Genomic DNA, 13,589 nt, shown 5'->3' on the forward strand with positions numbered 1-13,589 from the left:
CTGATCGTTGGATTCACTCATCTTCTATGATCATAAGGAATAATGGAGTATACTCATAGAATAGAGCAACCAAATAATCGTACAAAATGAACATGGAGGCGAACCATCCCATGATGCCCTTCCTGCTGGCCGAATTCGCCAACCTGGAGGAAACCCTTCCCTTATATGTGTATTGTGCGGGAAACCATGAACAGCACCGCATTGACCGGCCACAGGGCTACCCCGCCCATCAGATCTTCCTCTGCCGCAGCGGCACCGGCATCTTCCGGATTCACGGCCGCCCGGAGCAGACGCTTCCGGCCGGCTCCGTGCTCCTTCTTCCCGCCGATACCCCCCACTCCTATACGCCTGCGAGCCCGTTGGAAAGCTGGGATCTGGGCTTCGTCGCCTTCAACGGCAAAGCGGCCTCCTCGCTGCTCGGCCTGATGGGAGACCGGGCCGGGGCGGTGCACCGGACGAAGCATTTTGCAGCCTTGTGGGAGCAGTTGGAGGCTTTGTGGCAGTTAATCAGCCTGAACGGCGAGAACGCAACCTGGGAAGCCTCCCGACGGATCTACAGTATGGCCGTGACCCTCCTGGAGAGCTGGGCTCCCCCTAAGCGCGCTTCCCAGAACAGTCTGTCCGGGGGACACCCCACATCCGCCCTGCAGACCGCCGTCCGCCTGATGCATACCCACTACAGCGAGCGTCTTCTGGTGAGCAATCTGGCCCGCGCCGCCGGCTATTCCGTCCAACACTTCCACCGTTTGTTCGTAGCCGAATACCACGTGACGCCACAGCAGTATCTGCTGCAGCTTCGTATGCGCCGGTCCGTTCAGCTGTTCACGGATTTTTCCGGCATCAGTGTGGAGGAGGTGGCGCAACGGCTCGGCATGGAAACCAGCTACTTCATCCGGATGTTCAAGCGTTTCTATGGCTCGACTCCCAAGCAGTATATCAAGCGCGTACCTGGGCCCACAGCGGACTGACTCCGCCCTACAGCAAGAACCATACTCAAACAAGCGGCCTTGGTCCCTATACCTGGACCTTGACCGCTTCCTCCTGATTCTCCTGGAGCTGGTGCACCGGTCCCAAGCGCCAGCACTGGCTTTAGCGCACCCACCGGACAAGGCCGGCGCCGGGCGTTAAGGCGGTGAGCCGCCTTAACCGCGCACTTACCCGCCAGATGCTGGGAGCTTGCTGCCGTTAAGGCGGTGAGCCGCCTTAAATCACGCCGCCCCACTCCGGGGCGATCGTTAAGGCGGCGGCAAGCCTTAACCGCGCGCTTACCCGCCACGTGTGGGGAACCCACGGCCGTTAAGGCGGTGGGTCGCCTTAAATCATGCCGCCCCACCCCGGGGCGATCGTTAAGGCGGCGGCAAGCCTTAACCGCGCGCTTACCCGCCAATTGCAGGGGGCGCGAACACAAAAAGGCTGGACTCGGATCATCCGAGTCCAGCCTTCACCCCTGCCCCTTCCTACAGCGCCAGCTTACTGGCTTGAACGGTCACCCGGGCGATGAGCTCGTGAGCCGCCGCCGAGGGTGGACGCCGTCTTGTGCCTCCCAACGCTCCGCCGAGGGCTCGCACAGAATGAGCCCGGTGGAGGGCAGATACTCCATGGTGATCTCCAGCAGGTGGCGGTAAGTGCAAGCGATTTCTTCCTGCGGCCGGTAACCTGTTACCGTTCCTCCCGCTCCAGAATCCCCGATGCATCCAGCTCCCGGACCGTGAACACGGCCGGATCCAGTATGGCCAGCGCCGCTTGGTAACCCGGACCGGCGTCCAGATCGTACAAGCCCCCCGCCCACTCCGCCAGATCCACTTGGTCCATCGGAACGGACAGGCCTTGGCCCGTGGCCTTCAGCAGCGCCTCCTTGCGGGTCCAGATGCGGTAGAAGATGTGCCGGCAGCCTTCCGGGGACAGCCCCTCCAGCTCGGCTGCCTCCTCCTCGGACACGATCCCCGCCGCCATCGGCCTTACGTCCAAGGAAGCTCGGCACCACTCCACATCCAACCCCACATCCGCCGTGGCGCTAAAAGCCACCCCCACCCGATCACCGGAGTGGGTCACCGACAGCCGGGGACCGGTCCCATCCGGGAGCTGCGGGCGTCCGTGGGGCCGGCCGCACCGGGAGCAGGTCCGGTCCAGGGGCACCAGCTCCGGGGAGATCCCCAGCTGAGCTGATAAGACCAGCCGGCTCACGGCGCAGCCCAGAATGAACCGGGTCCGGTCCTCCTGGAACCGGTAGGCTTCGGCGCGAGCCTTTTCCACCCCGTTCAAGAGTATCCAATGCCACGGCCGCAGGTTTCCGAGACGGGCCCACCATACCTGGCAGTTGCCCCCCTCCAGCAGGGGAACAATCTCCGGGGACGGATGGGACAGTAGGGTCGGAGGGGCCGCATTCGGCCGTACTGCCGCTTCCATCACACGCAATCCGCTACCGGACGGACGCTTAGCGGGCGCATATCGCTCCAATGGTCCCGGACATAGTCCAGGCAGGCTTGGCGGTTCGCCTGTCCGAATACTTGGCTCCAGCCCTGCGGTGCGGCAAGGAAGCCCGGCCAGAGCGAATGCTGTCCTTCTCCATTGACCAGCACGCAATACAAGGCATCCGCCCGTTCAAATGGGTTCGCCATCGATCTTCTCCTCCTCGCTCCGGTTCAGTCGGTTGGCCAGATATCGGCCGATCTCGGCCAGAGGCTCCGGCTGGCACATGTCCTTGTGGCGGCAGTTCAGCTCCACCAGCTCGATTCCGCCCTGAAAGTAGGGGGACCAGGTATCCGGGTACAGGGGCGTGAACCAATCGGGAATGACGGTGGAGCGGAAGAACAGCACGTCACCCCTGTACACCCCGGGCTTGTATTCGCCCATGATCCGGACGGAATGGACGTAGGTTTCCTTCAGATTGCGGATGGTGCTCTCCTCCAGATTGGCGAGGGCGCTGCCGTCCCGGTTCAGAATCTCCATAGCGGCTGCAAAATCCAGCGGACGGTCTCCCAGACTATCGGGATCGTAGCCGCCCAGCGCCAAGAGCGCAATCAGCGCTTCCCGTTCGTCCGGAGCTTCCTGCAAGGGCAGGAAGTGGTTCGGGTAAGCGTCCAGCATGACCAGAAGCCCAACCTCCTCCCCTTGCTCTTGAAGCAGCTTGGCCATGGCCTGGACCACGTTGCCTCCCAAGGACCAGCCCAACAGACGGTACGGGCCATGGGGCTGAACCGAACGGAGCTGACGGATGTAATCCGCCGCCATCCCGTCAAGGGACTCCGGAAGCGCCCCCTTCTCCTTGATGCCCCGGGCCTGCAGGCCGTAGACCGGTATGTCCGGTCCCAGAGCCTTGAGAAGCCCCGCGTAGCACCAGCTCAAGCCGCCGGCCGGATGCACGCAGAACAGCGGAGGCTGGGAGCCCTTGGTCCGAAGCGGCAGCAGCACATCCAGAGAGCTGCCGCCTCCTCCCAGATCAAGCCGCTCTGCCAAACCCGCGACAGTCTGGGCCTCGAACAGGCTGCCGATGCCAAGCTCCGCTCCGAGAGCGTCCCGGATCCGGCTGACCAGCTGCACGGCCAGGAGGGAATGACCTCCCAGATCAAAGAAGCTGTCGTCGATGCCGATGCTGTTGCGGGGGATGCAGAGCACCTCCGAGAACAGCCGACAGAGCATCTCCTCCTGTGGGGTCCGGGGACCACGGCCGGACCGGACACCTGCCGGATCCGGCGCAGGCAAAGCCTTGCGGTCCAGCTTCCCGTTGGGGGTCAGAGGCAGGACCGGCACCGCAACGACCGCCGAAGGAACCATATAGTCCGGAAGCCGTCCGGCGGCATACCGCCGCAGCTCTGCCGGATCCGCTACCGTCCCCGGGTTCGGCACGATATACGCGGTCAAGCGCTTATCCCCGGGCTGATCCTCCCGGACCACTACGGCGGCCTGGGCCGCCGACGGATGCCCCGCCAGCACCGATTCGATCTCACCCAGCTCGATGCGGAAGCCCCGGATCTTCACCTGCTGGTCGGCCCGGCCGATATAATCCAGCGTCCCGTCCTCCCGACGCTTCGCCAGGTCACCCGTCCAGTACATGCGGCTGCCGGGCGGACCGAACGGATCCGCCACGAAGCGCTCCGCCGTCAGCTGTGGCCGGTTGTAATACCCCCGCGCCAGGCCCGGACCCGCCACGTACATCTCTCCCGCTGTGCCGAAGGGTGCCGGCTGCAGCCAATCGTCCAGAACGTACACCCGAAGGTCCGGAATCGGAATGCCGATCAGGCTGCTTCCGTTCAGCTTAATATTTTCCCGGTCCAACTCCAGGTAGCTGACATGTACCGTCGTTTCGGTAATGCCGTACATGTTCACGAGCTTCGGCGCATGGTCCGGATGGCGGGAATACCAATCCTGCAGCCGGTTCAGCTCCAGCGCTTCTCCACCGAAGATCACATAACGCAGGGAGAGGGCCTTCCCGTCGGCCGGATGCTCCCGGTCGGCTTGCATCAATTGGTAGAAGGCGGAAGGCGTCTGATTGAGCACGGTCACCTTCTTCTCGGCCAAGAGCTTCAGGAAATCGGCCGGAGAGCGGCTGATCCCGTGGGGGACCACCACCAGCCTGCCTCCGTAGAGCAAGGCCCCCCAGATCTCCCAGACGGAGAAATCGAAGGCGTAGGAATGGAACAGCGTCCAAGCATCCTCACTGCCGAACCCGTACCAATGCTCCGTTGCGCGGAATAACCGGACCGCATTGCGGTGCGGGATCACGACCCCCTTCGGGCTTCCGGTGGAGCCGGAGGTGTAGATGATGTACGCCGGATGGTCCGGCATAAGAGGCGCCTTCCGATCCTGGTCCATCGGATTTGAATCCGAAGCCGTCATGAAGTCCTCCCCGCCGCCATCGGCGCCAAGCAGCACCACCGGAAGACTGCGGTCAATGGGGATGGACGGAGCAGAATCAGCGGTGGTCACCAGACAGACAGGACCGGCATCCCGGAGCATGTAGGCGATGCGCTCCTCCGGATAGCCCGGATCAAGCGGCAGGTAAGCCGCACCGGCCTTCAACACCCCCAGAATTCCCGCCACCATGCCGTTGGACCGGGGAAGCGCCAGCGCCACCGTGTCCTCCGGGCCGATTCCCATGGTGATCAAACGATGGGCCAAACGGTTCGCCCGCTCGTTCAGCTCGGCGTACGTCCATGACGCTTCCGCATCCTCCACCGCCGTCGAATGAGGCTGGAGCTTGGTCCGGGCCTCGAACCAACTGGTCAAGGTCGTATGGTCCGTAAGCGGGTTCGCCGCCGGAAGCGTGCTTGCCATAATCCGTTCCTCGGGTGTTAGGAGGTTCAGCCGTCCTATGGGCAAATCCGGCTCCTCCGACGCCTGCTCCAAGAGAAGCCGCAGTCTCGCCGCCATCCGCTCGACGGTACTCCGCCGGAACAAGTCGGTCTTGTATTCGAACCAGCCCTCCAGACCGGCGGCCTGCCCGGCCTTCGAACGGTGCTCGCGAAGCTCCAGGGTCAGGTCGAACTTGGATGAGCCGACGCTTAAGAGCTTCATATCCGTGTTTAATCCGGGCATAACCAGGTCCGGCTCCGGCGTATTCTGGTAGGCCAGCATCACCTGGAACAGCGGGTTCCGCCCCGGAGTACGAACAGGATTCAGCACTTCCACCAGACGGTCGAACGGAATATCCTGATGCTCGTAAGCGGACAGATTCACCCGACGCACCCGATCCAACAGCTCCGTAAAAGACGGTTGGCCGGACAAATCGGAACGAAGCACCAAGGTATTGACGAAGAATCCGACCAGTTCGCCGGCGGCATCATCCTGGCGTCCCGCAACCGGGCAGCCGATGGGAATGTCCGTCCCGGCTCCCAGACGGTGCAGCAGGGCGGCTAACGCAGCTTGGATCACCATGAACAAGCTGACCTTATGCTTCCGGGCCAGCTCCTCCAGCCGTCCGTGCAGCTCCGGCGGAAGCTCCACATTCACTGTATCTCCGCCGCTGCTTTCCTCTCCAGGCCGGACGCCGTCCACCGGCAGGTCCAGCTGCTCCGGCAGGCCTGCCAAGGCCTGCCGCCAATACTCCAGCTGCACGGCATAGAGGCTGGTCGGATCGTTCTCGCTGCCCAATAGCCGCTCTTGCCAAAGCGCATAGTCCGCGTACTGGACCGCAAGTGGCGTCAGATCCGGCTCCGTTCCATCGCACCGGGCCCTGTAGGCGGCCGCCAGATCCCGGACCAGCGGTCCGAGAGACCAGCCGTCACCGGCGATGTGGTGAAGGAGCAGGAGCAGCACATGCTCCTCCTCCGCCACTGCGAACAGCCTGGCCCGGAAGCCCGTTTCCGATGACAGCTCGAAGCCGTACCGGACCTCTTCCCGCAGCACCTGCTCCAGATCGTCCGCCCCCGCCCGGATGACCTCTAGCCTGGGCCGGGCCTGCTCCGCCTCCAGAATATGCTGGCGGGCCTTGCCGTCTCGGGAGGGGAACAGAGTCCGGAGAATCTCATGCCGGTCCGTTACGTCCCCCAGCGCAGCCTGTAGGGCCTCCTTGTTCAGCGGGCCGGACATGCGGAGAACCAAAGGGATGTTGTAGGTCGGCCCGGCTCCCTCCAAGAGGTGAAGGAACCAGAGCCGCCGTTGGGTCAAGGACAGCGGAATCCCTTCCGGCCGTTCGAACGGAACCAGGGCCGGACGCAGAGCTGACGCATGATCCAGACAGCGGGTCAGCCCGGCTACCGTCGGAGTCTCGAACAGTCTGCCGATTCCCGGTTCAGCGCCCAGCATATCGCGGATCCGGCTCATCAGCCGAACCGCGGACAGCGAGTGGCCGCCCAGCTCGAAGAAGCTGTCGTCGATTCCCACCCGGGGCAGGCCCAGCACTTCTGCGAACAAGCCGCAGAGAATCTCCTCCTGGGGAGTGCGTGGCTCCCTCCCGGCTCCTCCTGCGGACAGCCCGGGGGCCGGCAATGCCTTGCGGTCCAGCTTCCCGTTGGGGGTCAACGGCAGGTCCGGAAGGACCACGATGGCGGAAGGCACCATATACTCCGGAACCAGCTTCCGGAGATACTCCCGATACTCCCGGGAGGCTGCCGGAGTGCTGGAGGCCACATATCCGACCAGCCGCTTCTCCCCCGGCTCATCCTCCCGTACCATGACGGCCGCACGGGTAACCTGCGGATGACGGGCCAGAACGGCTTCAATCTCGCCGGGCTCGATCCGGTAGCCCCGGAGCTTGACCTGCTGGTCCGACCGGCCGATATAGTCCAGGGAGCCGCCCTCCAGCCAGCGCGCCGTATCGCCCGTCCGGTACATCCGGCTGCCCGGAGGTCCATAAGGATCCGCCACGAAGCGTTCGGCCGTGAGCTCCGGCCTTCTCAGATACCCTCGCGCAAGACCGTCCCCGGCAATGTACAAATCTCCAGCCGCTCCAACCGGAACCGGCTGCAGCCCTCCGTCCAGCACGTAGACCCGGGTATTCCGGATCGGCTTGCCGATCAGAGGGGCGGCTATCCCGGGAGAGTCCGGATCCAGCTCGGCCGACGTGGACCAGATGGTGGTTTCCGTCGGTCCGTACAGATTGGTGATCCGGCATCCCAGACCATGCAGAGTCTCAGTCAGGTGCCCCGGCAGCGCCTCGCCGCCCACCAGCACCCGCAATCCCCGCAGACTGTCGGGCTCGTGAGCCGCCAGGCTGTACCACAGCGCCGGAGTGGCCTGCATGACGGTAATCCGGTACCGACGGAGCATACCAGCCAGCTGCTGCGGATCCAGAAGTGCTTCCTTCTCCGCGAGGACAAAGCAGGAGCCGGTCAGGAGAGGCAGGTAGATCTCCAGTCCCGATATGTCAAAGGCGACGGTCGTCACAGCCAGCAGACGGTCACCTGCGCCCAGGGGCACCTGCTCCTGCATGGCGGCCAAGAAATTGGCCAGCCCGTTCCGGGTGACCATGACTCCCTTCGGTCTTCCGGTGGAGCCGGAGGTGTACAGCACATACGCCGGGTGCAAGCCGTTCTCTCTTAAGACCAGATTGGCGGAGCCATCCAGTTCCTCCAGGGACTGCAGCAAGCCCGGGTCATCCAACAGGAAGACCGGCACGCCGGCCGCATGGAGTGCAGGGATCTCCCCGGCGGTTCCGGAGCTGGCCATGATACAGGCGGGGCGCGCATCCTCGAGCATATAAGCGATCCGGTCCGGCGGATAGTCCGGGTCCAGGGGGAGATAGGCCGCTCCGCACTTCAGCACCGCCAGCATAGCGGCGATAAGCTCGGGCGAGCGGGGCAGGGCCAAGGCCACCATCTGCTCCTCCCCGACTCCCTGCTTCCTAAGCAGATACGCCAGTCGGTTCGCTTGCTCATTCAATTCCTTATAAGTCACCGCCCTCTCCCGGAAAAAGAGCGCCACGGCCTCCGGATTTCGGGCCGCCGCCAACTCGAAAAGCCGGGTGACCGGAGCGCCCGGCAGCTCCTGCTCCGTACGGTTCCATTCGGCAAGTACACGGAAGCGTTCGGCGGATGACAAGAGCTCCAATTGCCCTACCGGACGTGACGGTTCCGCCTCCGCCAGACTGCCGAGCAGTCGGACGAGCCGATCCTTGTGGTTCTGCAGCTCCCGCTCCGTGTACACCTCCGGGTTGGCATCCAGGTGAAGCCGGATGGCACCGCCTTCGCCGCCGTCGATGACCTGGATGGACAGATCGTCCACCGGACCGGCCGACAACGAATGAACCTTCCCCCGGCAGCCCGCGAAGATGAGATCGGTCTGGAAGCCCATGATATTCACCATAGGGCCGAACAGTCGGCTGTTATCCCCCAGGAGCTTCAACTCCCGCCGCAGCTCCTCATGCCGGAACTTCTGGTGACGGCTCGCCTCCTTCAGCTCTACGGCAATCCGCCCGACCAAGCGGGCGATGCTTTCCTCCGGCCGGACCTGCACCCGCAGGGGAATGATATTCATGACCATTCCGGGGATATTAAGCGTGACCGAGCCGAACCGTCCCATCATGGGGACGCCCAGAACCAGGTCCTCCGAACCCGTTATACGGTTCAGATATATGGCTGCGGCGGCCAGTGCCTTTTCGTGTAGTCCCCCTTGATTGTCCGGTCTTCTCTCCCGCAGGAGCTTGCTATGGTAGGGGGACAGCTCCGCACTGGAGCGCAGGAAGCTAGATGTGGTTCGGGAAGCCCGTTCCGCCAGGCTGGGTACGTCGGGACGGTCTCCCAACCGGTCCATCCAGTACTGCCGGTCCTGCCGGTATGCCTCCGATTCCACATAAGCACGCTCTTCCTCCAGCATGCTCTCCAGCGTACCGAAGCCTCGCTCCACCCCCGCTATTCCGTTCATTCTCCAGGAATAGAGACGCGCCGTCCGCTGAGCCAACAGGGAATACCCGTAGCCGTCCATGACAATGTGATGGATCCGCTGGTACCAGAGGTAATGATCGTCCGCCAGCCGGAACAAGGCTTGAGTGAATAACCGGCCCGCCTCCAGATTCGGCGCCACCGCCAGATCCTTCCGCATCCACGCTAACGCAGCTTCCATCGGGTCGGTCTCCGAAGCGGTATCCACATGGTGGAACGTCCACGACTCCGAGTCGCGGACGGGAATCTGCCAAGGTCCCTCCTCATCCTCCTCAAAGCGTACGTGCAGGGCATCCGCCTCCCCCACGGCCTGCCGAACCGCCTGCTCGAACCATACCAGATTCAGGTCCCCATGGATCTCCACATATTCGGCCGTATGGAAGACGGGATTGCAGGGATCCAGCCGCTGGGCGAACCAGATGCCGGCTTGGGCGCCGGTAAGCTTGCGCCGGGCCGTAATCGTGCTCATCATCCTGGAATTCCTCCCTTACAGGTAATCCGTATTGGGCAGTGCAAGAACCGGCTGCGCGAACAATTGCTTCAGCCAAGCCTCCAAAGTAGGGGCCTCTGCCAGCTCCACGAAGGTGATGTCACGCCCGGAACGGCGCCACTTCTCCGCCAAGCTCATCATTCTCACGGAATCCAGCCCCAGATGGGCCAGATTCTCGCTCTCGTCCAGGCTCCAAGGCGCGACACCCAGCATCGCCGCCACCTGGCTCCGGACCTCCTCCGGGGTCAAATCTGCCGACTCTCCGGCCGCACTCAACCACTCCAGCATCTGACGGGTGGTGGCCGTGACGGCGCAGCGTTCGGCGGCGTAACGAATGGCCATCCGATGGTTTTCCAAGGAAAAGTCTGCCACCGCATCCGCTACGAAGAAGGCTTGGATATCCTTCATGAAGGCATCGCAGGCCGTCATCAGACAGCCGATATGGCCATAGATGCCGCAGATGATCAGCTGGTCCCGCTTCTGCTCCGACATAATCTCCTGCAGCTTCGTATGATGGAAGGCGCTGTACCGCCACTTGGTTAAGCGTATGTCATCGCCGGAGGGCTCCAGCTCTTCCACAATCGCCTGCTCCTCCGGCCCCTCCTGAATCCCCGGTCCCCAGAAATCCATAAGCAGACCGCGCTGCTCAGGCGTCTGTCCCCCCGGCTGGGCGGAGTAAACGACGGGAATTCCAAGCTCCGTACAGTGCCGCTTCAGGGCTTGAATATGCGTTATCAGTTCTGTAACGGGCGATTGTCCCTGGGGGAAGGCCCGGACAAAATAATGCTGCATGTCGTGGATCAACAGCACCGCACGGCCCGGATCGGGCCTCCATTCGACCCGGTTGCCGGGCAGATCCGAGGCATCCGGCATGGGATAGGGTTGGATTCTGGGGAGTGCCATCTTATCGCTTCCTTTCGTCCATCAGTATGCGGGCAATCGTATGGCGCAGGTCTTTTTTGCTGACCTTGCCCAACGCCGTTTGCGGGAATGACCCGGTGTATTCCACCCGGTCGGGGATCTTATATGCCGCCAAGCCCTTCTCCCGCAGGAAAGTCTTCAGCACCGCCGCAGCAGGCGCCGGCCCGCGAGGGATAATGAAAGCGCAGGTCCGCTCTCCCAAGTAATCGTCGGGCATGGCGACCACTGCCGCGTCGTGGACGGACGGATGGGCGAGAAGCAGGTTCTCCACCTCTTCGGCCGCCACCTTCTCACCGCCCCGGTTGATCTGGTCCTTCGCACGGCCCTCCACCACCAGATAGCCTTCGGGAGTCAGCCGCACCAGATCCCCGGTCCGGTAGAACCCATCGTCCGTAAAGGACCGGGCATTGTGCTCCGCCGCCCGGTAGTAGCCCCGAATGGTATAGGGTCCCCGGGTCAGCAGATGCCCGGTGGCGCCGGGCTCCACCTCCCGGTCCTCGTCATCCACGATCCGGATCTCGTCGTGTTCGGACATGGGCCGGCCCTGCGTATGGAGAATAAGCTCCTCTGGATCATCCAGCCGGGTATAGTTTACCAATCCCTCGGCCATGCCAAACACCTGCTGGAGTGTGCATCCCAGAACGGAACGGACCCTCTGGGCCGCCTCCGCGCTGAACTTGGCGCCGCCCACCTGCAGCACCCGAAGCGTCTCGAAGGTCGCCTCCGCCTTCCGGGCCGCGGCCGCCTCCAGCCAGATCAGTGCCAGCGGGGGCACCAGCGCTGTAATCGTCACCCGTTCCTTCGCCAGCAGGGGGAAGGCTTCATCCGGGCTGGCACCCGGGCTTAGGACGACGGTGCCGCCTGCGTAGAGGACTCCCAGCACGCCAGGAGAGCTGAGAGGAAAATTATGCGCCATGGGCAGCACGGCCAGGTACACGCTGGAAGGATCCAGCCCGCATACCCGTACACTGTACTTCAGGCTGCAGATATAATCGTCATGGGTTCGCGGGATCAGCTTCGGGAGCCCCGTGCTGCCCCCAGAGAGCTGGAACAAGGCGACAGCGGTGCTTGATACGGTCTCCCAGGAGGCTGTTCCCGGCTCCTGATAGAGTCCGGCAAATCCGCAATACGGACCCGGCTCGCCGGCTACGATCACATGCCGGAGACTCGTCGACCGGTCCATGGCTTCGGCAGCCAGCTCCCGGTAGTCCGTCCCGCCCCACCGATCCGGGATGATATAGGCCACCGCATCGGCGATGGTGATGAAGGAGACGATCTCATGGCTGCGGTGAGAGGGCAGAGCCATCACCGGAACCGCTCCTATTCGGAACAAGGCGAACAGCAATTCCACAAAGGCTGGAATATTCGGCAGTTGAACCACCACCCGGTCTCCTTGGCGAATGCCCAGCCCCGCCAGGCCCGACGCCAACCGGTCCGCCCGCCGGTCCAGCTCCCGGTAGCTGATCCGTTCTCCGCCGCCGATGAGGGCCGTCCGCTCTCCATAGGTCTGTGCCTGCTTCCGCAGCAGCTCGCCGAAGGTAATCCCCTCCCAGCAGCCCTCTTGGCGGTACCGCACCTTCCATTCCTGCGGCCAGGAGGGACATTCCACCTCCAACAACGGCATCATCGTCTCCCTCCCTCGACTTCCTGCTGCAGCCCCATGGCATTCAGCATGGTGCGCAGCTTCGCAGAGGTTTCTCTCAGCTCCTCCTCTGCCGAGGAGCCCGATACGATTCCGGCTCCGGCATAGAGCCGGATCTTGTTCTCCTCCGCTTCGGCGCAGCGGATGGTAACCACCCATTCGCCGTTGCCCTCCGAGTCGCACCAGCCGACCATACCGGTGTAGAACCCCCGGTCGAACGGCTCGATCTCCCGGATGGCTTCTCGGGCCGCCTCGGTGGGCCTTCCGCAAACGGCGGGAGTCGGATGCAGGGCGGCCGCCAGCTCCAGGGAGGAGGTGGCGTCGTCCAACAGCACGGCGCTGATCTCGCTGGACAGGTGCCACATGGTCCGGGTGCGGATGACGGACGGATGCTTCGGCACGATCATATGCGTGCAATACGGACCAAGAGCCTCCATCACGGCTTCGACGACGACGGCATGCTCATGCAGATCCTTCTCCGATTCGAACAAGGCTGCGGCCCGCCGCTGGTCCTCCACCGGATCGGGACTGCGGGCGGCCGAGCCGGCCAAGGGATTGGAGGCGACCCGCTTCCCCTTGCGTGCGACCAGGAGCTCCGGACTGGCTCCGCATAGGATGCGCCCTCTGCCTCCGGAGGACGGCCCGGTCAGGTTCACGGCGAAGGTATAGCCCAGCGGATTGTGAACCGCCAGATTGCGGAGCAGCCGGCCATGCGGGATAGGCTTCGAGGAGGTCAGCTCCAGGGTCCGGGCCAGAACGATTTTGCTCAACTCGCCCTTGCCGATCATCTCCAGCCCCCGGGTGACGCCCGTGCGGTATGCCTCGGGAGAAGGGTGCTCCTCCAGCCTGCACTCCCCCTCCAACACACGCTCGGTCTCACCGCTCGGCCGGAACCGGAGAGGCTCCGACCACTCGGCCGATTGGGGGATCAGAAGCCGGGCGGGGAGAGCAGGATCGAACGGGATCGCTCCCACCGCCACCGGATTCTCCAAGCCGGCCCGCTTCGCCTGCTCCAACGCCTCGGACACCCGCAAGGATAGCTCCTTCGGGGATAGGACTCCGTCCGGAAGCGAAATCCGGGTGAACTCTCCCTCCGTCAGGAGGGTCCCCGACGGCGAAGCCAGGAAGAAGGATGTACCCGCATGGTAGCGGTCGACCGCTTGCACCGTATCCGACGTTAAGACAGCTTGACGATCCATAACGATGTCCTCCTTAAGTT

The 13,589-nt window shown here is 63.5% G+C and carries 7 protein-coding genes; 1 reads left to right on the top strand and 6 read right to left on the bottom strand.

What is annotated here, in order from left to right:
* The first annotated feature begins 110 nt into the window (after positions 1-110).
* Positions 111-968 (top strand): AraC family transcriptional regulator, encoded by an 858-nt coding sequence (locus ACSEXW_RS07080; RefSeq protein WP_438445408.1) that lies wholly within the window; start codon positions 111-113, stop codon positions 966-968.
* A gap of 691 nt (positions 969-1,659) precedes the next feature.
* Here the strand turns inward: ACSEXW_RS07080 and ACSEXW_RS07085 are convergent.
* From ACSEXW_RS07085 to dhbC, 6 genes are read right to left on the bottom strand one after another with little or no spacing between them, the layout of a single operon-like run.
* Positions 1,660-2,406 carry a 4'-phosphopantetheinyl transferase family protein gene (locus ACSEXW_RS07085; protein ID WP_438445409.1) on the bottom strand — a complete coding sequence of 249 codons (747 nt, stop codon included), beginning with the start codon at positions 2,404-2,406 and terminating at the stop codon, positions 1,660-1,662.
* Complete coding sequence (locus tag ACSEXW_RS07090; RefSeq protein ID WP_438445410.1) at positions 2,406-2,618, bottom strand: MbtH family protein; 213 nt, start codon at positions 2,616-2,618, stop codon at positions 2,406-2,408. The genes ACSEXW_RS07085 and ACSEXW_RS07090 overlap by 1 nt, the downstream gene beginning before the upstream one ends.
* Entirely contained in the window at positions 2,602-9,789 is a 7,188-nt protein-coding gene (locus tag ACSEXW_RS07095) for a non-ribosomal peptide synthetase (protein ID WP_438445411.1), read from the bottom strand. Before ACSEXW_RS07095 ends, ACSEXW_RS07090 begins: the two co-directional genes overlap by 17 nt.
* 15 nt (positions 9,790-9,804) lie before the next feature.
* Positions 9,805-10,710 carry an isochorismatase family protein gene (locus ACSEXW_RS07100; RefSeq protein WP_438445412.1) on the bottom strand — a complete coding sequence of 302 codons (906 nt, stop codon included), beginning with the start codon at positions 10,708-10,710 and terminating at the stop codon, positions 9,805-9,807.
* Between the two features lies 1 nt (position 10,711).
* On the bottom strand, positions 10,712-12,352 hold the full coding sequence (locus tag ACSEXW_RS07105) for a (2,3-dihydroxybenzoyl)adenylate synthase (RefSeq protein WP_438445515.1): 1,641 nt from the start codon (positions 12,350-12,352) through the stop codon (positions 10,712-10,714).
* A complete protein-coding gene (gene dhbC / locus ACSEXW_RS07110) occupies positions 12,352-13,569 on the bottom strand; it encodes an isochorismate synthase DhbC (protein WP_438445413.1) in 1,218 nt (405 codons plus the stop codon). Before dhbC ends, ACSEXW_RS07105 begins: the two co-directional genes overlap by 1 nt.
* Positions 13,570-13,589: the final 20 nt, after the last annotated feature.

This window comes from Oryzibacillus soli (genome assembly GCF_051594765.1).
Lineage (GTDB): Bacteria > Bacillota > Bacilli > Paenibacillales > NBRC-103111 > Paenibacillus_AR.

What these genes read in the sequence shown, in the direction of transcription:
- ACSEXW_RS07080 (WP_438445408.1), top strand. Translation starts at nt 111, where the DNA reads ATGATGCCCTTCCTGCTGGCCGAATTCGCCAACCTGGAGGAAACCCTT.
- ACSEXW_RS07100 (WP_438445412.1), bottom strand. Translation starts at nt 10,710, where the DNA reads ATGGCACTCCCCAGAATCCAACCCTATCCCATGCCGGATGCCTCGGAT.
- ACSEXW_RS07090 (WP_438445410.1), bottom strand. Translation starts at nt 2,618, where the DNA reads ATGGCGAACCCATTTGAACGGGCGGATGCCTTGTATTGCGTGCTGGTC.
- dhbC (WP_438445413.1), bottom strand. Translation starts at nt 13,569, where the DNA reads ATGGATCGTCAAGCTGTCTTAACGTCGGATACGGTGCAAGCGGTCGAC.
- ACSEXW_RS07085 (WP_438445409.1), bottom strand. Translation starts at nt 2,406, where the DNA reads ATGGAAGCGGCAGTACGGCCGAATGCGGCCCCTCCGACCCTACTGTCC.
- ACSEXW_RS07095 (WP_438445411.1), bottom strand. Translation starts at nt 9,789, where the DNA reads ATGATGAGCACGATTACGGCCCGGCGCAAGCTTACCGGCGCCCAAGCC.
- ACSEXW_RS07105 (WP_438445515.1), bottom strand. Translation starts at nt 12,352, where the DNA reads ATGCCGTTGTTGGAGGTGGAATGTCCCTCCTGGCCGCAGGAATGGAAG.